General features: G+C 46.0%; 19 protein-coding genes. 10 read left to right on the forward strand and 9 right to left on the reverse strand.

All coding sequences use genetic code 11. The annotated features are described in order from the left end of the window. Positions 1-131: 131 nt before the first annotated feature. Positions 132-731: a hypothetical protein gene (locus QT984_RS20390; RefSeq protein WP_333053861.1), complete on the reverse strand. Its 600-nt coding sequence runs from the start codon at positions 729-731 to the stop codon at positions 132-134. 202 nt (positions 732-933) lie between these two features. Then, complete coding sequence (locus tag QT984_RS20395; RefSeq protein ID WP_333053858.1) at positions 934-2,406, reverse strand: site-2 protease family protein; 1,473 nt, start codon at positions 2,404-2,406, stop codon at positions 934-936. 33 nt (positions 2,407-2,439) lie between these two features. Between QT984_RS20395 and QT984_RS20400 the strand changes: the two genes are divergently transcribed. The 4 genes from QT984_RS20400 to QT984_RS20415 all read left to right on the forward strand — a co-directional run bounded on the left by QT984_RS20400 (position 2,440) and on the right by QT984_RS20415 (position 7,678). Further along, the gene (locus QT984_RS20400; protein ID WP_333053856.1) at positions 2,440-3,114 is read left to right on the forward strand and encodes an MBL fold metallo-hydrolase; all 675 of its coding nucleotides are present in this window, start codon (positions 2,440-2,442) and stop codon (positions 3,112-3,114) included. Between the two features lie 247 nt (positions 3,115-3,361). Further along, positions 3,362-3,922: a sugar O-acetyltransferase gene (locus QT984_RS20405; RefSeq protein WP_333053855.1), complete on the forward strand. Its 561-nt coding sequence runs from the start codon at positions 3,362-3,364 to the stop codon at positions 3,920-3,922. Positions 3,923-4,110: 188 nt separating this feature from the next. Next, the gene (locus QT984_RS20410) at positions 4,111-4,575 is read left to right on the forward strand and encodes a hypothetical protein (protein ID WP_333053853.1); all 465 of its coding nucleotides are present in this window, start codon (positions 4,111-4,113) and stop codon (positions 4,573-4,575) included. An 838-nt stretch (positions 4,576-5,413) separates the two neighbouring features. Then, the gene (locus QT984_RS20415; protein WP_333053852.1) at positions 5,414-7,678 is read left to right on the forward strand and encodes a cache domain-containing protein; all 2,265 of its coding nucleotides are present in this window, start codon (positions 5,414-5,416) and stop codon (positions 7,676-7,678) included. A gap of 406 nt (positions 7,679-8,084) precedes the next feature. Here QT984_RS20415 and QT984_RS20420 read toward each other — a convergent pair whose 3' ends face one another. After that, complete coding sequence (locus tag QT984_RS20420; RefSeq protein WP_333233041.1) at positions 8,085-8,684, reverse strand: cytochrome b/b6 domain-containing protein; 600 nt, start codon at positions 8,682-8,684, stop codon at positions 8,085-8,087. Positions 8,685-8,881: 197 nt separating this feature from the next. On the opposite strand from QT984_RS20420, the gene QT984_RS20425 reads away from it, so the two are divergent. Both QT984_RS20425 and QT984_RS20430 read left to right on the forward strand, forming a co-directional pair. Beyond that, positions 8,882-9,463: a manganese efflux pump MntP family protein gene (locus tag QT984_RS20425; protein WP_333374790.1), complete on the forward strand. Its 582-nt coding sequence runs from the start codon at positions 8,882-8,884 to the stop codon at positions 9,461-9,463. A gap of 120 nt (positions 9,464-9,583) precedes the next feature. Continuing rightward, a complete protein-coding gene (locus tag QT984_RS20430; RefSeq protein ID WP_333240148.1) occupies positions 9,584-10,138 on the forward strand; it encodes a glutathione S-transferase family protein in 555 nt (184 codons plus the stop codon). 173 nt (positions 10,139-10,311) lie between these two features. Here the strand turns inward: QT984_RS20430 and QT984_RS20435 are convergent, their stop codons facing one another. The 3 genes from QT984_RS20435 to QT984_RS20445 all read right to left on the reverse strand — a co-directional run bounded on the left by QT984_RS20435 (position 10,312) and on the right by QT984_RS20445 (position 13,175). Then, positions 10,312-10,449, reverse strand: a complete 138-nt coding sequence (locus QT984_RS20435; RefSeq protein ID WP_006634808.1) for a photosystem II reaction center protein K — start codon at positions 10,447-10,449, stop codon at positions 10,312-10,314. Positions 10,450-11,084: 635 nt separating this feature from the next. Further along, a complete protein-coding gene (gene tgt, locus QT984_RS20440; RefSeq protein ID WP_333233043.1) occupies positions 11,085-12,215 on the reverse strand; it encodes a tRNA guanosine(34) transglycosylase Tgt in 1,131 nt (376 codons plus the stop codon). A gap of 510 nt (positions 12,216-12,725) precedes the next feature. Further along, positions 12,726-13,175 carry a hypothetical protein gene (locus tag QT984_RS20445; RefSeq protein ID WP_333053847.1) on the reverse strand — a complete coding sequence of 150 codons (450 nt, stop codon included), beginning with the start codon at positions 13,173-13,175 and terminating at the stop codon, positions 12,726-12,728. A 259-nt stretch (positions 13,176-13,434) separates the two neighbouring features. On the opposite strand from QT984_RS20445, the gene cobS reads away from it, so the two are divergent. Both cobS and QT984_RS20455 read left to right on the forward strand, forming a co-directional pair. Continuing rightward, on the forward strand, positions 13,435-14,232 hold the full coding sequence (gene cobS / locus QT984_RS20450; protein ID WP_333053846.1) for an adenosylcobinamide-GDP ribazoletransferase: 798 nt from the start codon (positions 13,435-13,437) through the stop codon (positions 14,230-14,232). A gap of 159 nt (positions 14,233-14,391) precedes the next feature. Continuing rightward, positions 14,392-14,559, forward strand: coding sequence for a hypothetical protein (locus QT984_RS20455; protein ID WP_333053844.1), 168 nt, complete (start codon positions 14,392-14,394; stop codon positions 14,557-14,559). Between the two features lie 153 nt (positions 14,560-14,712). Here the strand turns inward: QT984_RS20455 and QT984_RS20460 are convergent, their stop codons facing one another. Next, positions 14,713-16,464, reverse strand: a complete 1,752-nt coding sequence (locus QT984_RS20460; protein WP_333053843.1) for a hypothetical protein — start codon at positions 16,462-16,464, stop codon at positions 14,713-14,715. Between the two features lie 617 nt (positions 16,465-17,081). On the opposite strand from QT984_RS20460, the gene QT984_RS20465 reads away from it, so the two are divergent. Continuing rightward, a complete protein-coding gene (locus QT984_RS20465; RefSeq protein WP_333053842.1) occupies positions 17,082-17,312 on the forward strand; it encodes a hypothetical protein in 231 nt (76 codons plus the stop codon). A gap of 50 nt (positions 17,313-17,362) precedes the next feature. Beyond that, positions 17,363-17,575 carry a hypothetical protein gene (locus tag QT984_RS20470; RefSeq protein ID WP_333053841.1) on the forward strand — a complete coding sequence of 71 codons (213 nt, stop codon included), beginning with the start codon at positions 17,363-17,365 and terminating at the stop codon, positions 17,573-17,575. A 1,156-nt stretch (positions 17,576-18,731) separates the two neighbouring features. Here the strand turns inward: QT984_RS20470 and QT984_RS20475 are convergent. Further along, entirely contained in the window at positions 18,732-19,235 is a 504-nt protein-coding gene (locus tag QT984_RS20475) for an MgtC/SapB family protein (RefSeq protein ID WP_333240567.1), read from the reverse strand. A gap of 2 nt (positions 19,236-19,237) precedes the next feature. Then, positions 19,238-19,894, reverse strand: a complete 657-nt coding sequence (locus QT984_RS20480) for a hypothetical protein (RefSeq protein WP_333053838.1) — start codon at positions 19,892-19,894, stop codon at positions 19,238-19,240. Positions 19,895-19,920: the final 26 nt, after the last annotated feature.

The raw sequence follows: 19,920 nt of genomic DNA on the forward strand, positions 1-19,920 counted from the left end.
AAAATTGGGACGTATTCTCCGCTTATAAAGCCAGTTTAGGCTTTGTTTGGGCTTAAAATTTGTTTAAGTCCCGTTAAGTTGGTAATAACCAGGGATTTTTCCTATAAACCTATTTTATTAGATTCGTCAACTTATTGGTATAAATTAACAAGTGTTTGCAAAACACCTAAAATCATAGGAACATTATCTAGACAATAAACATCAACATCAATAATTAAATTCTTTCCTTCTAATTTAAGAAACCGCCAGACAACGCCAGTAGTTACGCAGCCATATATTGCAGGTATGGAATTGTGTTCGCGTTCGTTAAATAGCTGAGCAGCTACCATTTGTGCTGCACACTGTGGCAGACAAGATTCTATTTCTCCGCCTTTGGTTTCTCTCAATACAAAAACCGGAACTTTTATTTCAAAATCAAACGGCACGGAAGACAATATAAAGTCGCATTCCCCATTCAATCCCAGCTCAGGATCTACATCAAATGACCAACCAGAAAAAAGAGAAAATTGTCTGTTGTTCCTTTCTCTAAATTCTAACAGAATAGGAGAAATAATCCGTTCCGAACGTTCTTTTACAGTTGTAACAGCAGTGTTAGAACTAATTTCGATTGCTCTCCAAAGCCATTCGGAGGGTTCTATTGGAACCACCTTGGCACTCAAAAGAGGACTGAGTGATAGCTCCAATCCAAAGCGCTCTTCTAATTGTTGGAAAGTAAAGGATTTGTAAGACATATTTCTCTAATCAGTCGGTGAAAATAAAGATTACTTCGAGATAGAAAGCGAGTCGATAAATTCTAAACTCGCTTGTATAGCAACCCTTGCAGGATTTTGTCAACCTCTCTTTTCTTCCTTCCTCTCTATTACCTCGAACTTCGACATCGATCCGTTAGTTAAATCCGTCGAGCGAATCCGTTGCCGAACTTCCCTCTTCCTGCTAAACATTTAACCACTCAAGGAGTACCCTGGGCGCCGGCAACAAAATCATTAACAAAAGCCCGATCGCCATTAGCCCCAAAAAATCCCGCCGATCGTCCAATTCACTGACATCATTCAACGCCGGTTCGTCGTTTAGCGGCGTGAAAAACAAAATAATCGCCCACAGCAGCAAACCCTGTTCCAAAAAAGAAAGCAGCAGCATACAAAGTCTAGCAACTTGCCCGATCGCCATACTCGCTCGCTGGCCGAACATCGCGTGTACAATGTGCCCGCCGTCGAGTTGTCCCACCGGCATCAAATTAAACGCCGTCACGATCAAACCCAAATAACCCGCCACCGCTACCGGATGCAAATCGATCGCAGTTTCCGCATTGAAAGCACCACCCAAGGTTAACTTGCTCAACAAAGTCATCAGCAGCGAAAAACTGGGTTTGAAAGAGTCAAAATTTAACATTCCCGACTTGTCTGACAGCGGTACAATAGTCGAATGATTCAAACCCCAAATTAATAATGGCACTGTCGCCACTAAACCCGCCAGGGGGCCGGCAATGCTAACATCAAATAAAGCTCGGCGGTTGGGAATGGGACTCCGTATTTGAATGAAGGCGCCAAAAGTTCCCAAGAAAAAAGGAATCGGAATAAAATAAGGCAAAGTCGTGCGAATTTTGTAAAATCGGGCCGCTAAATAGTGGCCGGATTCGTGAATTCCCAAAAATGTAATTAGAGCCAGCGAGTAAGCCAAACCCTGCAGCAACATTGATGGGTTAGACTGCAAAGCTTGTTCACTAACTCCGGCAAGTCGCGTCCCGACAAGTGTAGTCGTAAACACCGTGATCAGCAGCAAAGCTAATGCAAAAAATGGCCTGGTTACAGATTCGGTTTTGACAGGAGTTTCGCCTGATTGGTGGCTGGGATTGGGAACTATAGCAAAAAAAGGTTGACCGCTCAAGCTGTTTTGAAATACTACTAAAAAGCGATCGCCAAACAGCCTCTCCACATTCTCCCGAATTGCCTCATAAGCCGCCTCCGGGTTCGTCCGCAACTGTCCGCGACAAATTACAGCCTGGGGCCGAAATTCCAAATCTCGCAAAAAGTAAATTGACCAAGGAAAACAATCGCGCAAACTCGCTTCTTCTGCTGCATCGATCGGCCGCACGGGCGGTTTTGGCTTTGCAGGTTCAGTCTCCGAGTCTGCTACCTGCTGTGCAGTTTCGGCGGTAATTTTCTTGCGCCCCAACTGTACCAAAAACCAATACAAAAAAGGGCAAACCAGAAAAGGTATAATTACCAACTCCGGCGGTACAGTTTTGCTCGTGCCGTAAACTAACATCCAACCACCCCAAATCAGCGCGGGCGCCATCATTACCAGCCACAGCAGCCATATCGGAGTCTTGGTGATGCGGCTGGTGCCGTTTTGCAACAAGTAGTAGGATATCAGCCCCAATACGAACAACCATAGTAAAAAGAACATAATATTTATCCCATTCCCTTCTGAAATACTTCCTTGAAACAACAGAGTTCAGTCTCCAAACAACCCAGGCCCGTGCTCGACAATATCCTGGCTTTCCCCCCTAACCGGGATACCCTGGGTGCAACAGCCTATTTCATTGTAGAAAACCAAACTAACATCCTGGTGGATTGTCCCGCTTGGGATGAGATTAACCAAACATTTTTGCGGGAACACGGCGGCGTGCGACTGCTGTTTCTCACCCACCGTGGCGCTATCGCCAAGGCGCGGGAGATTCAGGAAGCCACGGGGTGCGAGATCCTGATTCAAGAGCAGGAAGCTTATTTACTGCCGGGTTTGAAGGTGACGGTTTTTGAGCGAGAATTTGTTGTGAGCGATCGAATCAAAGCATTTTGGACTCCTGGCCATTCTCCTGGTTCCTCTTGCCTTTATCATAGTGGCAGCGGTGGAGTGCTGTTTTCGGGTAGGCACTTGCTCCCCAACCGAGAAGCCGCCCCAGTACCGCTGTTGACGGCAAAAACTTTTCACTGGCCTAGGCAAATTAACAGCGTGAAGTCAATTATCGATCGATTTTCGCCGGAAACTTTACAATATATTTGCCCCGGTGCAAATACTGGTTTTTTGCGGGGAAAAGGATCGATCGATCGAGCTTTTGAGAAATTAGCCAATCTGGATTTAGCTGTTTGTTTGCAGTCAAAACCTGAACCCTAAATGTATGCTACAACATCAAAAAATGATCTGACGCGCTAATTAAGCTGTCGCGCATTTAAATTGTATATTCAGGGCGGGCGGGACGCCCACCCACAAGATTTTTTTTTGACAGACAATTTAAATGCCGCAACAGCTTATAGCGGTAAGGTGCGCCCTTCGCACCCTACATTATTTTTCAGTCTCTTAGAGATGAAGTTCGTTGGTGAAGTAGCGGTTGAAACCGCCGATTCTTACCGTGGAAAAAACTGTGGAAAAAACCGAAAAACAAAAAATGCTCGCCGGTGAATTGTATTTAGCTGCTGATGAGCAATTAATTTTAGAGCGCCAGCGAGCCCGCCGCCTCGCCAGAACTTACAATTCTACCGGCGAAGACGAACCAGACAAACGGTTAGAAATTCTCGCAGAATGGTTCGGTGCAGTTGGCCCAAAAGTTGAAATCGAGCCACCTTTCTACTGCGACTACGGCAGTAATATTTATGCGGGAAACGGATTGTACATGAATTTTGGTTGCGTGATTCTCGACTGCAATCGAGTTAACATTGGCGAGAATTTGCTGTGCGGGCCAAATGTACAAATTTACACCGCTTTTCACCCCACAGACCCGGAAATTAGACTTTCTGGCCGGGAAATCGCCGCTGAAATTAATATTGGCAATAATGTTTGGATTGGCGGCGGCAGTATTATTTGTCCAGGAGTCACTATTGGCGACAATAGCACGATCGGCGCAGGCAGTGTTGTTGTCAAAAATATTCCCGCAAACGTCGTGGCGGCGGGGAATCCTTGCCGAATCATCCGGCATCTACCTTGATGTGGTACGATCGACACAATCGTGCGATCGGCTCCTTGGAGCTTAACCAAAAATTTTAGCTATTAGAACCGCCGGTTTGAGATTTTTAACGTAAAATCCCCGAAAAAAATCGTGGAATAAATCTCAAATCTCAAATCTAAAATCGCTTAATTTCTCGTTCCCGGTTTCCACACTACCAAGCTTTTCTTATGACGACTGCAACAGTTTATCCCAACGCTCCCGATCTCTGCACCGACGACTACATAGCAGTCGGTGTAGCTACCTGCTTCATCAAAGAAGAAGGCGAAGTTTTTGAAGTGCAAGTAATAGAAGCTATTCCCTCAGCAGCTTTAGAAGCAATTTTGAAGGGAATTCCCACATCCTATTTAATGATTTGCGGGACGACTTTGGGAGCAGTGCTCGACGGCGAAACACCCAAAATGTTGCCAGAATTCCCGACATCATCTCAGTTTAGTGAAGAATTTGGCTTTCGGGCGATCGCTGCTGCCCGCACTTACAAAATCCGCCCCCAAGCTCAACTTCACATTCCCTTGGGAACAGTTCGCAACGACTTTACTTATTCCTTAGAACGCAAAAGGGTGCTCAACTCCGAGCGCGTCATTCGCACTGAAGATAATGTGAAACAGCACGAACACACTCACAAGGTTCTTTAAACAAATCCCGCAACTGGGGCAATTTAACAGTGCCTCAGCCAGCGGATGCACCGCAAAAAGTTTTGATTTTTGAGATGTAAATAAAATATTTAACAAGTTTTTCCTTCATTAATAATGAACGAAAAATTTTCAATATTTCGTTATCAAGCAATAGTGCTGACAGTTTTTGATGACAACCGTAGAATAAGGGTTTTAAGGCGATTCAGCAATCGAACTATCAACTGAAAATCTAGGGTTTCAGACTACGAAGTAAAAACAGTCAGGACTTTTGATTAAGACACACACCAAGCATCTCAACCTAAAAAGTCTACTTCTCACATCACCTAAATAACATCAATTATTAACGCCTGTCAAAAAGAATTAAGTAGTTGATGATTTTTTTTATTTTGTCAAAGAAGTGGTATAATATTATTCCTGTTTAACAAAGTGATATCAAATCGAGTAGCATCAGAATTAATATTACCCACCGCTTTCGACACGGCAGTGCCGTGTCCTTACAATTAATCTGGGTAGGGAAACGGCACGGCCGTGTCCTTTATATCATAAGGAGTGTAACCGCAAACGATAGGAGCCGCTCGGCGGGAAAAAATTAAAAAATCCCCGCAATTATTGAATGCTAGTAGTTTAAGACTACTGGCAGGCGGGCGAGTAGATCGTAGGTGAGCTAAAGATTTCAATCTCACAAATTGGTCAAACCATGCGAAGCTTTGCGAGAGTAAAGTGGTGGAAATTAACTAGACTATTGCCAGCGGGATTAAAGGGCGAATACCTTCTTGGGTACCAAACTGCGCTCTTAATTTTGGGCGTAACAATTCTGGCAGCTAGCATCACTGGTTGTATGAGCTATCAAAGCGTTAGTCGCTTGATTATCACAAATTTAGAGCGAAATGCTTTGTTAGAAGTTAGGGAGCGGGCCAACAAGATCGATCGCTGGCTCGGCACTAGAAAGGCTGAGATCGAAGTCCTCGCCAATACTGCTCCCGTTCGTTCGATGAATTGGTCAGTGGCAGAGCCTTATTTAAAATCGGAAGTAAATCGACTACAAAAATTCCAATACTTCACATTAATTGATCCTGACGGTTCTTATTTCACCACAAAAGTCGGCAGAGCGTTGATTAATGTCAGCGACCGCGCACACTTCAAAAAGGCAATGGCTGGGGAAGTCTATGTTTCCGATCCTACCATTTCTCGCACGCTCAAAGGACAAAGTATTGTTCCCATTTCGGCTCCTGTGTGGTCAAATTCAGCAAATTCTATTGATAAAACAACCGAAAAGCCGATCGGCGTAATGAACGGCGTCATTAGCATGGCTCGAATTGCCCAAGTAGTAAGAAAGCTGGAATATGGCCCCGGAACTTACGCTTTTGTTCTCAATTCTCAAGGAGTGCCGATTGTGCATCCCGACGCTCGATTAATCGGAAATATCGACAATTCGGCTCCCAGTCTTTTAGAGTCTGCAGATGCTAATTTGGCAAATGTAGCGCGGGAGATGGTTTATCAAAAAACTGGCATTGTGCTGACTCAAATTAACGACGCCAGAGTTTATGTTGCCTATCTTCCTTTAGAACAAGCTGAATGGTCGATCGCCCTCGTAATTCCCCGCGACAATCTCGAAAAAGAACTCCTTCCTTTCAAGATACTAGCAGTAGCCGCCGGCGTACTTGCAGCAGCAGCTATTTTCTGTGCAATTGTGGCGCTCAAGCTGTTTGCCCTAAATGGCATTCGCAGTCGCACAGAAGCCCTTCTCCACCGCTTGACTGGCCGCATTCGCGCTTGCTTGGGCCTCGATCGCATCCTCCAAACTACAGTAGACGAACTCGGTACTTTACTGAAGCTCGATCGAGCAATTTTCGCCTGGTACGATCCCCGACAAGATACTTTAGAATTTAGCTGGGAATATTGCCGGGAAGGTTTGCCGGGGCGCTTGGGAATCTTTGGTGTTCCAGGAGGGCCCTCTGGAGATTTAGCTGCACGGCTTCACCGCTGCGAAACGATACTGCTACATAAAACCGCCGCCCCTGATGCCACAGCGTCTGAGGAACACGCCCATATCGAACTTACAAATAGTCACTACGCAGCAGTACCCGTACTAACCGAGAATCATCGGCTTGGATATCTGTTCGCCTGTGCAAACCGCCGATTTGCGAGTCCCGACGAGGTGCAAGTTTTGGAAGCAATTGCCGACTCGCTGGCGATCGCAATTTCCCAATCCCAACTCCACGGGCAAATTCAAGAAGAACTCAAACTTTTGGAAGAAGTATTAGCCAAACTCAGAATCACCGAAGAGCATTTAGTACAAAGCGAAAAAATTACAATGGTGGGTCAACTAGCCGCCGAAGTTGCCCAGGAAATCAATAACCCGATTAACTTTATTTACGGTCGCCTGATACACCTCAACGATTATATCAAAGATTTGCTTAGTATAATTCGCCTCTATCGCGAACAATATCCCGAACCTGTGCCGCGAATTGCCAAAAAAATAGAGCGTTGCGACCTAGATTTTATCAGCAAAGAGTTGCCACAAATCCTCAATTTTTTGAAAATAGGAGCCGATGGCATTCGCCAGATAGTCCTAGCTTTGCGAAAATTTTCACTTCCTGACGAAGCCAACAAAGAACACGCCAACGTTAATGAGAGCATCGACAATATTTTGCTGTTGCTGGCTCACAGACTGGAGCAAAAAATATTAGTAGTCAAGGAATACCACAACCTGCCGCCAATTTTGTGTTATCCCGCTCAACTGAGCCAGGTATTCGCGAGTCTGATCTGCCATGCTATAGATGCAGTTAAAAGTATTGAAAACTCGGCTCAAATTATTACTATCAAAACCGATATTTTCGAGGATGATACAGGTAGGTTTATTGTTGTATCGATCGCCCACAATGGTTCAACAATTCCGCCGGAAATTCAACAAATAATATTTGAGGAGTTTGGCCCTACTAAATCCTTTAAAAAATTTACAGGATTGGATCTGTCGGTGTGCTATAAAATTATTGTAGAATTGCACGGTGGCAGGCTGAAAGTTGAATCTCCGGTGCAACCTCAAATTAAATCTCAAACTGGGGGCGGTGCTGAGTTTATGGTAAAATTGCCGATCGTTTGATATCGCATTTTGCCGCCAGGAAAACCCGTCGCAAATCTTGCTAGTAAGCGGCGCGAAAAGCTTAATTTGGCTTCATAGGATCGTCAATTAAATAATTTCCCTTTTTTCTTGTAGGATGGGCGTCCCGCCCGCCCAGAAAGGACGGGCGGGACGCCCATCCCACAACAGTCATGAAAAGTGGATTTTATTTAATTCTCATCCCATAGTCAAGACTTTAGTCGTCATAAAACGGAGGGCTGAAGTCCTCAGTATAGAGCTAACTATCATTTGTTAAGAAAAATTGATAGCCTAGGATTAGGGAAATAATAAAGGTGCAACCACAGCAAACAACCAGCCTCCCATTACCAAGACTTCCGCAACAATTAATAAATTATTTCTGTTCATTTTCACATTAAGCATTTTCACATTAAGAGCGATCGACAAAAGAGCGAATTTTCTTCCACCAAGCAGCCGGCGAATCTTCCGGGCGATATGCGGCATCAAACATGGACAAAATTAGCGGCAAACCCCCCACCTTCGCACTCATCAACAAGTGCATTGCCAGACAAAATACCAATACCACCCAACCAGAAGCGTGTAAATAATACCAAACCTGCGTCAATTCCCCAGCCGGCAGCCATTCTTCCTTAACCATACTGCCAGAAGCGATCGCCCAAGTCAGTGCTAGCAACATCAATGTATTCACAATCCGGTGCAAACTGTACCACCAAATCGGTTTTCCCAACTGCGTTAGTTTCCCAAAAGAATCCGGCTGCACCAAGCGTTTTTGGCCTGCGTGGAAACTGTACAATGCAAAAGCCGGCATTATTCCTAACAGCAACATCTTGCCAAAAGTGCCGTGAATCCCGATAATATCTGCAATCTGAGGCACGGGGACTTTGCCAAACCGCCCATCGTAGGTGTTGTAAACCAGAAATGCGCTCAAAATTGCTAAAAGGGCGATCGCAGCGTTAACCCCGTGCAGTAACCTGAGCAGCAATGGCTGGTAGGGTCTAGATTGCGGCATAGTCAATTCTGCTACTTGATAAATAATCTTTTACAGAATATAGCTAAGCGCTGATTTTTTCAACCCTCGCCAATTGTGAAATAAATGTGAGTCAAAAATGAATAGATTATGATAAAAACGCAATTATATCAAAACTTAGTGTAAAATAAAACAGTCAAGAGGAAGACTTTATTTATAACACCTAACATTTTACAAAAATGGATGCAGCCACTACCATTTTACTTTCCTTTGGACTAGCAGCAGATGCTTTTGCTGTCGCTGTTTCGAGCGGTTTAGCAATCAAGCACATGAAGGTAAATAAAGCTTTAAAAATTGCCTTATTCTTCGGATTTTTTCAAGCTTTAATGCCCGTAATAGGATGGTTAATCGGTCTTAGTTTTAGTTTTTTGATAAGACCGATCGACCATTGGATAGCTTTTGGGCTTTTGAGTTTCATTGGCGGGAGAATGATTTACGAATCGCTGCAAGGCGAAGAATGCGAGAAAAAGTTCAATCCCTTAGATACGGGGACTTTGATAACACTGTCGGTGGCGACGAGTATCGATGCCCTCGCAGTTGGCCTCGGATTTGCTGTGCTAAAAACTTCGATCGGCCCTGTCGTTAGTGCGATCGGATTTATTACTTTCTTTGTCGTATTTGCTGGCGTGTTTATCGGACACAAGTGCGGCAACTTGTTTGCTAATAAAATTGAGATATTGGGCGGAGCAATTTTGATTTTCATTGGCAGCAGAATCTTGTTTATGCACTTGACAGAAGTGCCATTAGTTATCGGCAATTAGTCATTAGTCAGTAGTTATTAGTCGAAGAGTGACATCAAAGTCTCTGTGGGCTGCAATTTCCAATTCCCAATTCCCAAAAAATGCTATAACAGCAATATTGTGTTAAAGGATAAAAATTTCGTGCTGAAACTTTACGGCCCAGGTCGCAGCAGGGCCTCAATTGTCAAGTGGTATCTAGAAGAAATAGCGGTTCCCTACGAATTTGTCACCCTGGATATGCAAGCAGGGGAACACTTGCAGCCAGAGTATCTCGAAATTAACCCGATCGGCAAAGTACCCGCGATCGCCGACGGAGATTTTAAACTTTGGGAATCCGGCGCAATTCTGCTGTATTTAGCTCAAAAACATGGTAAAATGCCAGACACTTTGGAGCAGCAAGCTCAAATCGTGCAGTGGGTAACGTTTGCTAACGCTACGTTGGGGCCGGGAATATTTACAGAAGCAACTCGCGATCGCGAAACTCCCAAGTTGTTAAAACCGTTAAATGAAATCTTCGAGAAACAGCCGTTTTTAATGGGTGATGAATTCGGCGTCGCCGACGCAGCAGTCGGGTCAATGTTGGCCTACATTCCGATGATGCTAAAACTCGACCTCAGTGCTTATCCGGCCGTTGTAGATTACATCAAGCGGATCACAGAAAGACCGGCATTCAAAAGTGCGATCGGCGGTAGCTGAAGGAAGGCACTACACGGATTAATTATTCATCTCTCTCTTCTCTTCCTCTGCGGTCTCTGCGGTCTCTGCGGTTAAATCATTCCGAAACAACCGTAAACGAGATCAGCCCAAAAACTCAACACGTAAAATCAGGGGCAATTCCAGAATTGCCCCTGCTTTTATTAAAATCAAACTTATCTAAATCCGACAGCCGCCTGCCAAACAAAAGCCAGCAGCAAGAAAAATACGGGAATGACTGGCAAAACATTAACCAAAGGCTCAAAAATCGAATAAGCTTCGGGCAGTTTTGCTAAGAGTAATGCAGCTTCCATGAATCAACCTACCTATCCAACAGAATTTTCTTGACACTCCTCAGCCTAAAGGCGTGAGGATTTTTAAGACTTTTGAGTCGTGAACAAACCTGACGGTCAACTGAGTACAGTTAGACCGGAGGCTTCTTTTTCCTTTTTTTCAAAGGCTTTTTATAGTGAGGTAGTTCCACCCCCACTTGCTAATATAGTATCAGAGTATTTCCAGATCATCTTGGGGTGTACAAGAATAATTGTCGGTTTCCGTACCTACACCCAACACGCCTTTCATCACGCGGGCGTAATTTATTCGGGGTACTTCGCGCAGCGCTCTGATTAATCCCCTCTAAATATACCGAGGGACTTCCCGGCTGGTAGTTAATATCCCTATTGCTAGGGTTCCCAGGCTGACCACGTATGCACGTTACGTGCGTAGTCATGTCTCCTCAAGAATGTTTTGGGCGTAGACTTTCCCCCAGTCCGGGGGTAGGTTTTTAAATCTTGTCTGATCTCGATAGCATACCACACAAAGCGCGTGGATATGTTTACCCAAATACCTAGGATTTCTGACTTCGCACGGTGTGGAAAAAGCCGTCCTACAACGACTGGGTTTTAAACCCAATTTTCAGATAATTGTCGCATATCTTCACCCAAGGCAATCACGATCGATCGACTGTCGGTGCAAGCCAGTAGGCAAACTCTTCAGTAAATCGATCTGCCAAAATCGCCTCCCGCATCCTCCCAGTAAAGCGAATCAACTCCGTCACATTGTGAATCGCCAGCAAAGTATAGCCCAGCACTTCGTTAGCCCGCGCCAAATGAGCCAAATAAGCCCGACTGAATTTTTGGCAGGTATAACAAGGACAAGACTCATCCAGCGGAGCAAAATCCTCCCGGAACCGAGCATTTTTCAAATTCCAGCGTTCCCCACGAACAAAAGCCGTCCCGTGGCGGGCCAGCCGAGTCGGAATCACGCAGTCAAACATATCTACGCCACTCGCCACCGCCAGCGCCATTTCCCGATAAGTCCCAATCCCCATCAAATAACGCGGTTTATTTGCCGGCAACAGAGGCGCAGTCACCTTCACAATCTCTGCGATCAAATCCCCCGATTCCCCCACACTAACCCCGCCGATGGCATAGCCTGGTAAATCCAAATCTACCAACTGGTTCGCCGCGCGCGATCGCAAATCGGGGAAAACGCCCCCCTGGACGATGCCAAACAAAGCTTGATCCGGGCGCGAGTGAGCTTGAATGCAGCGTTGCAGCCAGCGGTAAGTACGATTTGTGGCAGCCTCCACCTCGTCCCGCGTAGCGGGGTAAGGGGGACACTCGTCAAATGCCATAATCACATCGGCGCCCAACTCATTCTGAATTTCGATCGATCGTTCCGGCGTCAAATTAATCATGCGGCCATCGCGGGGAGAGCGAAAAGTCACCCCATTCTCAGAAATAGTCCGCATTTGGCTCAAGCTAAACACCTGAAAGCCGCCCGAATCCGTCAGCATCGGGCCCGGCCAAGCCATAAATTTATGCAATCCACCTGCGCCTGCGACAATTGCTTCCCCCGGCTGCAAATGCAAGTGATAAGTATTTGCCAAAACCATTTGAGAACCCGCCGCCTCAAGATGTGCCGGCGTCAAAGTTTTGACATTAGCTAGCGTCCCCACTGGCATAAATTTAGGTGTTTCCACCACACCGTGGGGAGTGGCAAAAACCCCTGCACGCGCTTGGGTATGGCTGCAATTAGCCTGACATTTAAAAGAAAATTTCGCCTTGTCCTCAGTCATTAGTCCTCGATGCTCGTTAACCGCTACTCGGCCGTCCGTGTTATTTGAGATGTTGCACCATTCTCAATTACTTGTTTAGGAACAGGCTTTTCGGCCTGTTCCACAAGAAAATTCACTCTTTGTGGAACAGGCCGAAAAGCCTGTTAACCGAGAATGGTGCAAGATGTGAGTGTTATCTAATCTATTGTTGATGACATCGCGACAAAAAACTCATGACCGAGAATTTCTAGATGGTACCCGCCACGTGATTTATCTCGCGCAAATCAATCCAAAACCGACAATCGAAAATCCTTGCGTCCCCCGAATTTATCTCGCGCAAGTCAATCCAAAATCGACAATCGAAAATCTAAAATCGAATGACCCCGCCCAAAAACGGAGACAACTTTCCGACAATCGTCGTGGAGGGCAAAAAATTTTAGACCTTAGTTCTATCTCCCAGATTCACGGCGCTGCGAGTAAATCTAAAATCTAAAATCTAAAATCTAAAATCTAAAATCGACTGACTGACCATTAAAAGGGGGAATCATCTTCGTCCAATTGCAGATCCCAGTTGCCTGAGAGTACCTGATCGACAACCGCATCCAAAGCCGCAGCATTTAAATTCCGGGCGAATTGCTCTTGCAAAGGATTGGAGAGGGGAATTAACCGCAACAGCCGTCCGTCTTGAACCAGGTCAAAATAAGCACCATCTTCAGGAGACTGTTTCAGTTCCAGGTAATCAAAACTATACACGTTCAAATAAAGCGCATGGTTGGCAATCAGGGTAGAACGCTGGGGGTTGGCGAAGACTTCGAGTACATAACCTTCCCCTTCGCTATAAATCTGGCCATCTTGTATGTGAAGGTAGCGGACACGTCCTAAATCAAACAGCAATCTTTTGATATCGCGTTTGTTGACGACGATCCCTGTATCGATGATGCAAGGAGCAACTACCCTGTTATTCAATTGATCGTGACTCATGGAGTAAAAGCCTCTGTTGTAGTATTTTCCCGTCTTGAAAATCAGGGAGTTAGCTAGAATTCTTGGTACGGGAAACGCGGATCTTGAGTTTAGTCTTTTTAGATAGGGAGCTTGGGGATCGCTGCCGACAGAGGTTTTCCTGGGAAAAGAGCCGGCGACAGGAGGAATGCTCGATCCAAAAAACTAGGGTGTTACAGTCCAATTCTGGCACACGCTAATCGATTGACAACTGCATACCTGATGAAAAATTTTCTATCTTATGGTGCATGATAAATGGGTTCGCTCTACGATCGACTTTTTCCGGAATCAAGGCGCTGCCATCGCAGCCGCAGTCGCTTTTTATACTTGTTTGCCGGTACCGGTGTCCTGGACTTTGGAGTTTCGGGGCATTGCCCGCTTGGCACCGGCGATCGGGCTTTTGATTGGGGGGATGCTGGGACTGGGGGATGTTGGGTTGCAGTTGTTGGGAATGCCTGCTCTGACTCGATCGGCCTTGGTGGTAGTTTTGGGCATCGCCGTGACTGGCGGGCTGCACCTAGACGGGGCAATGGACGCGGCGGACGGACTGGCTGTACCCGACCCCGTGCGTCGGCTGGAAGTCATGCGGGACAGCGTTACAGGAGCCTTTGGGGCGATGGCTGCGATCGCGATCGTGCTGCTGAAAACTGCCGCTCTCTCGGACTTGAATAGCTATCGGTGGCTGGCTTTGATGGGTGTCGCGGGTTGGGGGAGGTGGGGCCAACTGGTGGCGATCGCCCGCTATCCCTATCTCCGGGCCGAGGGTAAGGGAGCTTTTCACAAGGAATCGATTTATTCTCCTTTTGATTTTATACCGGGAGTGCTGTTGCTGCTGAGTTTGAGCGTGGTGCAAGTTGTCTTGGATGGCGATCGGTGGCTGTTGGCGGTGGGGATGGCTTTGGGGGGAAGTGCGATCGGAATTTTTGCCGGAGCCTGGTTTAACTACCGTTTGGGCGGCCACACGGGCGATACTTACGGTGCTGTAGTCGAGTGGACGGAGGCTTTGTTGCTGTGTCTGTTGGCAGCATTGGAAGGGTGAAGATAATTCGGCGATTGAAATCGCTACTACAAAAACGAAGTCTACCTCCGCAGACAAGCGAGGTGGAAATCGGAACTCGACTTTGATATTTTCTATCCTGTCTGCCTTCAAATGCCACACTAGATTAGATACAGCAAACCTCAAACTTTAAAGAAAGCTATGGGATACTTTATTGCTGCGATCGTCCTGGGAATGTTAATTTGGGCCGGTATCGATATCGTGCATACCATCAGCAACTGGGAACTCAATCGCTCCGAAATCAACCAAAAAATTCAAGCTGAAATGGTCAAAGAGACATATTCCTGTCTATTTTGGGATTCTGAATAAGCACAGAAAGTATAAATAATCGTTCTGACGCACCATTTATTGGCTGGTGCGTCAGCTTGGAAATTGTTAGTTTTTGGCAAAAATAATGCGAACTGACGCACCCTACAAAATGAATGGAAAATCCCATGCAAATTTTCCATTCATTCTCAATTTTTACGCTTTCGGCTCGACCCAAACAGTCATCCCCTCAACCCTCAAACCTTTGCCGCGAGTGCCGCAATATTGACCGTTAGCAGTAACAGGAGTATCGCCCACATTCTGAATGTGAGCCGTATAAAATACGTCATACTTATCAGCTTGCGGCCCTGTCAGGCGGGCGGCAAATCCCTCAATGCGCTTCGCTTTGCCCCGGAATCCAGCTAACTCTCCTTCCGAGAACCAAGCAGTATCGCCAACTCCTTCAACGTGAGCCATGTACTGCAAATTTAAATCGGCAACGGGAGGCTCTATTTTAATTTGAAATCCTTCGACGCGGCGGCCTTGAGCTTTAGTACCCGCATATTCTCGATCGCTAAAAGTTCGATCGCCAATTCCTTGAATATGCGCCAACACTTTTAAACCCACAGGTGCAGCTTTTTGGGCACTGGCAGACGGCGCAATCCAAACTTTGATACCCTCTATTCTCAAAGCTTTACCGCGAGTACCGCAATATTCGCCATTGGAGGACACGTCGGTGTCGCCGATATTCTGAATGTGAGCGCTATAAAATACGTCGTATTTATCAGCTTGCGGCCCGCTCAACCGCACCGCAAATCCCTCAATTCGTTTCGCTTGACCCCGAAAACCCGCCAATTCTCCCTGGCTGAGCCAAGGAGTATCCCCCACACCTTCGACGTGAGCCATGTACTCGACATTTAAGCCGGGAATTGGCGGATCGATATTAATTTGAAATCCTTCGACGCGCCGCCCTTGACCCTTAGAACCCGCGTATTCTTGAGAACCGAAAGTTCGATCGCCAATTCCCTGAATGTGCACCAAAACTTTGATTCCCAAACCGCCCTCTACTGCCACCGGTTGTTGAATGTCCCGAGGTGCCCCAAAAACAATGTTCCCGGAACCGGTTGTCTGAAGAGACTTAGGTACTTCCACGCTGGGAACAATAATTACCTCGTGCATGGGGACAGAAGGCGCGGGGGATTCCAAAATCTGGATCTGTGGCGCAACTGTAACTTGTTTCGGTGCCACATTTCCTGACGGGATGACAATCACTTCTGGCAAAGGTTCGGCGCTGATTTTTTGTTCTGGCGCTGGTTTAAATGCGGGTTCGACTTTTGCAGGTGCTGCTTTTACCATCTCAGCAATGGTTAATTTGCCTCTGGAAATGGCTACGGCTATTTGTTTGCCAAAAGCGGCGCTGACTGTTTCTTCGAGAATTACCCACTGTTCGTCGTCTAATTTGTCTTGCTGTTCCACCAGGGCGAGGACTGCTGAAACTGGGTGTTTGCCGCTGACTAAGGATTCTGCGTCGGAATGCAGTTGAGTTGGGGTGGATTCGGAAATCGCGCGCTGCAGTTCGCGGGCTCTGGCATGAACTGATTGTAAGGGCGCGAAGTCGCTTTGTTCGCGGTGGGCGATCGCCAATACTCGATCGATCACTTTCAATGCTGCATCGCGAATTTCTGCTTTACCTTCAGAAGCGGAGGCAGTCTCGACTAAGTTTTGAATGTCTTTGAGGGAAGTAATTTCCCCCGGTGCGATACCGGATTTGTTGAGATCGAGAGCTTGTTTTTGGACTGCGGCAAAGTTGCGACTGTAGGCGGCAACTTCTTGCAGCAAGCTGTCGGAGGGAGGAAGGCCGGAGTCTTGCAGTTGTTTTGCTGCCATTGATAGGCGATCGGCCAAATTAGCATAAGTTTCCGATAGTCGGGCTATTTGTTGTAGCAAATCTTTATGTGGTGCTTCCATATGTCTTGCAGTAAATATTTAACTTGCTGATTATAGACGTTGAGCGTCTTCTGAAGGTAGAAGGCAGTAGTCAATGGATTTTAGATTTTAGATTTGAGATTTTAGATTGAAGCCTTGACCGCACGGATAAATTCGGGGGTTCCTTTATCGGATACAGGTTTTTTATTTCTGGACGGATGAACCCGGGGGCTTGTATCCTAGACGCTTTCGGTCATTAGGATCGTCAATTAAATAATTTCCCTTTTTTCTTGTGGGACGGGCTCTTAGGCCCATCCCACAACAGTCATGAAAAGTGGATTTTATTTAATTCTCACCCTTAGTCATTAGTCCCAGGGAAGAAGAAAAATGCTCCCCCTCTCCGACTCCTCCACTCGGATACTCTCCGACTCCCCCATCCAGACACCCGGACACTCTCCGACTCCCCACTCTCCGACTCCTCCTCTGGTATCCCCCGCGTGATCTCCGTCACAACAGTGCAAATACTTAGTCACACTCTGCGACTCCGGCTGTCACGAGTGGCCCGTCACAATGTCACACCTATTGAGCAATAGCCGTCACTGCTGATTCTGTGAAAACATTCGATACTTAGGCTTGAACCAATAAAATCCCGAAGTGTTATGGTACTAATTCGCGACCTCGCCCAGCAAGCTCTGGCTCTGGGCTATCTAACCCTTGAAGCCGAAAATCAACTGCGGCGGATGTTAACTACCACCCATTATGACTTGGAAGACTTAAATGCTTTTATGGCTTTGCAACTAGCAGCTATGTCTGGAGGAGTGAAACAAGAGTCTCGCGAGCTAAAAAAGTTTGAAATCTTTGGCGAGACGGCTTCCGAAACTTCCTGTTAGTAATTAGTTGGCTTTTGATTAGTTAAAATTTAGTAAGGGACATTTTTACCGTGCAGGTTCGTGAAGTTGTAAAACAAGCTATTGCCGCTGGATATCTGAGTTTGGAAGCAGAAAATGAAATGCAGAAGATTTTTTCCTCAGCCAAGTGTGATTTGGAAGATTTGAATGCTTTTATGAGCTTGCAGTTAGCTGCGATGGCGGGTCGGGTGAGGCAAGAGTCTTTGGAAGTGATTAAAATGCCAAATTTCCATGATAGGAATTAATTTGTTATTCAATCATCTGGGGATATAAATATTAAGCTTTATTTAAAATAAAGGGTGAAAGCATATAATTATTGGCTGATTTATATACTAATTAATTTAAAAAATATTGGTATTTTGCTTCAAGGGGTGTTAAGCAAATTCACTAAAATTGAAATAAATATTAAAATGAAGATTTAAGTGGATAGTGAGGACTTCACTCATCAAAGGTCAGGCTGGATGACCGGATGACCAGACCTGTCAAGGCGTAGTCACAGTGTTTGGTTCGTAAAATTTGAGCATTATTATTGAGATGTTGTTTAAGCTGTTCTACCTTGAAATTGTCTGTTAAAAAACAATCAAAGTTTTGTGGGGAGTAGGGGTTGGGCGTCCTGGCTGCCCTGAATATACAATTTAAATGCGCGACAGCTTATGGTTAATTATCTATCAAATCGAGAATATTTCTCGCTCGCCCCAAGCAGAGATTTCCAGCGTTTTAGCCACTTTTTAGCCGTTGCATAATTGCGGGATGATTTTGATTGTTTTTTTGTGGAATGGGCTCTCGTAAGCTGTTGCGGCATTTAAATTGTATGTCAAAAAAAATCAAAGTCTTGTGAGGTGGGCGTCCCGCCCGCCCTGAATATACAATTTAAATGCGCGACAGCTTAGCCCGAAAGCGTGTATTTTCACCGCAGGCGGAACCCCCCACAATATATTAGTGTCAACTTAAGCTTTTAGTCCGCCAGTCCTCCCGCTTACCCGTCAGTCCGCCAGGGAATGAATTCCCTGTCGAGAGAGCAAAAGTCCTCTCAAAGAGGACTGAAGAACTCATTAGTCCTCATAGCGAGGACTTTCGCTTTGATGGAGACTCTTGTTGAAACCCGTGCTGGAATAAGGGTTTAACGTTAAGTTAACACCAATGCCCACAATAATCATCCTCAAATTGTGTAACGCTCCTTTTTCACCTTATTGACAGATATGGCTGGGATAATGGCAAACAATTTACGATCAATGATTAACTGGGGTTGGTATGAAACAGCTAATATTATTTTCCCTCCATCGACCGTAATAAAGTTAGTTCGTAGTGAGTAATTTAACCGTCATAAAACTAGCTCGTACTTCCGTCGTCACTCCAAACGTTATAACGGTTATAATACCCGATTTTCTATCATCACTGAGACTATTTCCTACGACTTCGACGCTCTAACTCTTTAATTCCTCTCAGAACAAAGAGCGACATTAAAGCGCCAATTAAGGCCAGTTGCCACAACCCGCATCCTGCAGCCGTTCCTAAAGCTGCTGACACCCAAATAGCGGCGGCAGATGTGAGCCCGTGAACTTCAACTTTGCCTATTTCATGTCGATTTTGCCGCAGGATTTCTCCGCCTCCCAAAAACCCAATCCCGGCAGCAACGCCTTGAATTACGCGCGCTACAGCATCTCCTCCGTTTTCATTTTTCCCCATTGCCAGCGGCATTAAAACAAACAGCGCACAACCCATACTAACTAGCATATGAGTTCTCAATCCCGCTGGTTTATTTCTGAGTTGGCGCTCCCATCCAATAATTCCGCCAACAAACATGGCTAGGCACAACCTTAAAAGTATGCCTAGCCAATTATCGGGAGACCACAAGTTAGCGATCGACAATGTTTTACTGCAAATAATTGATTCGGAAGATACCAATATTAGCGGAGCACGATGTCCGATCGCAATCTCACTGCCAAATCTTGTTCCGGGCGAATCACCAGCACGTCAACGCTGCGCCGCCCCAACAATACTCCAGCTAAAGCGCCGATCCCAACGCCTCCCAATACTTCTTCAGTCGCGATCGCTTTGTCGCCGGTAATGCCTGCGAGTGCAGCCGCAGCAGCAGCACCCAAGGCTGCACCTTGCGCTACTGAACCTGTGCCAGCACCTTTTTGGACTCTTTCGGTTCGGGTAATAATTCCCGAATAGCCATCAATCCGATAGCGTTGGCGGCGGCTGATAATTAACTCTCTGGCAACAAATTGAGTACCGATTTGATTGCCTCTTCTGACAGGTTGCAGTGCCCCGACTATCTGGCTGCCTCCGGGGATTAACACTCTGCCTTGAGGTGTGCGGATGTCTTGCGCTACTGTTAAAGTTAAAGGTGAAGTTTCTTCGCGGGTGACAACTATTTTGTCTTTTTCATACCTAACTGGAATTACACTGCCCGACGGAATTCGGATGCTATCAAATTGGGAAATTCTTTGTTGGGCTTCTGCGGGAGTAGCTACCACCAGCGGCGCGCTGGTTCCCACTGTAATGCCCAGTGCGAGGATTGCTGCTGTTGCTGAACGCCATTTTTGAGAAGTAATCATATAAATTGTCTCCTTGCTTCGGTTTT

It is taken from the genome of Microcoleus sp. Z1_B2 (assembly GCF_036700325.1).
Classification (GTDB): domain Bacteria; phylum Cyanobacteriota; class Cyanobacteriia; order Cyanobacteriales; family Microcoleaceae; genus Microcoleus.

Excerpts from the sequence above, each read along its gene's own strand:
- QT984_RS20390 (WP_333053861.1), bottom strand. The coding sequence starts at position 731 with ATGTCTTACAAATCCTTTACTTTCCAACAATTAGAAGAGCGCTTTGGA.
- QT984_RS20395 (WP_333053858.1), bottom strand. The coding sequence starts at position 2,406 with ATGTTCTTTTTACTATGGTTGTTCGTATTGGGGCTGATATCCTACTAC.
- QT984_RS20410 (WP_333053853.1), top strand. The coding sequence starts at position 4,111 with ATGACGACTGCAACAGTTTATCCCAACGCTCCCGATCTCTGCACCGAC.
- QT984_RS20415 (WP_333053852.1), top strand. The coding sequence starts at position 5,414 with ATGAGCTATCAAAGCGTTAGTCGCTTGATTATCACAAATTTAGAGCGA.
- QT984_RS20420 (WP_333233041.1), bottom strand. The coding sequence starts at position 8,684 with ATGCCGCAATCTAGACCCTACCAGCCATTGCTGCTCAGGTTACTGCAC.
- QT984_RS20425 (WP_333374790.1), top strand. The coding sequence starts at position 8,882 with ATGGATGCAGCCACTACCATTTTACTTTCCTTTGGACTAGCAGCAGAT.
- QT984_RS20435 (WP_006634808.1), bottom strand. The coding sequence starts at position 10,449 with ATGGAAGCTGCATTACTCTTAGCAAAACTGCCCGAAGCTTATTCGATT.
- tgt (WP_333233043.1), bottom strand. The coding sequence starts at position 12,215 with ATGACTGAGGACAAGGCGAAATTTTCTTTTAAATGTCAGGCTAATTGC.
- QT984_RS20445 (WP_333053847.1), bottom strand. The coding sequence starts at position 13,175 with ATGAGTCACGATCAATTGAATAACAGGGTAGTTGCTCCTTGCATCATC.
- cobS (WP_333053846.1), top strand. The coding sequence starts at position 13,435 with ATGGTGCATGATAAATGGGTTCGCTCTACGATCGACTTTTTCCGGAAT.
- QT984_RS20455 (WP_333053844.1), top strand. The coding sequence starts at position 14,392 with ATGGGATACTTTATTGCTGCGATCGTCCTGGGAATGTTAATTTGGGCC.
- QT984_RS20460 (WP_333053843.1), bottom strand. The coding sequence starts at position 16,464 with ATGGAAGCACCACATAAAGATTTGCTACAACAAATAGCCCGACTATCG.
- QT984_RS20465 (WP_333053842.1), top strand. The coding sequence starts at position 17,082 with ATGGTACTAATTCGCGACCTCGCCCAGCAAGCTCTGGCTCTGGGCTAT.
- QT984_RS20480 (WP_333053838.1), bottom strand. The coding sequence starts at position 19,894 with ATGATTACTTCTCAAAAATGGCGTTCAGCAACAGCAGCAATCCTCGCA.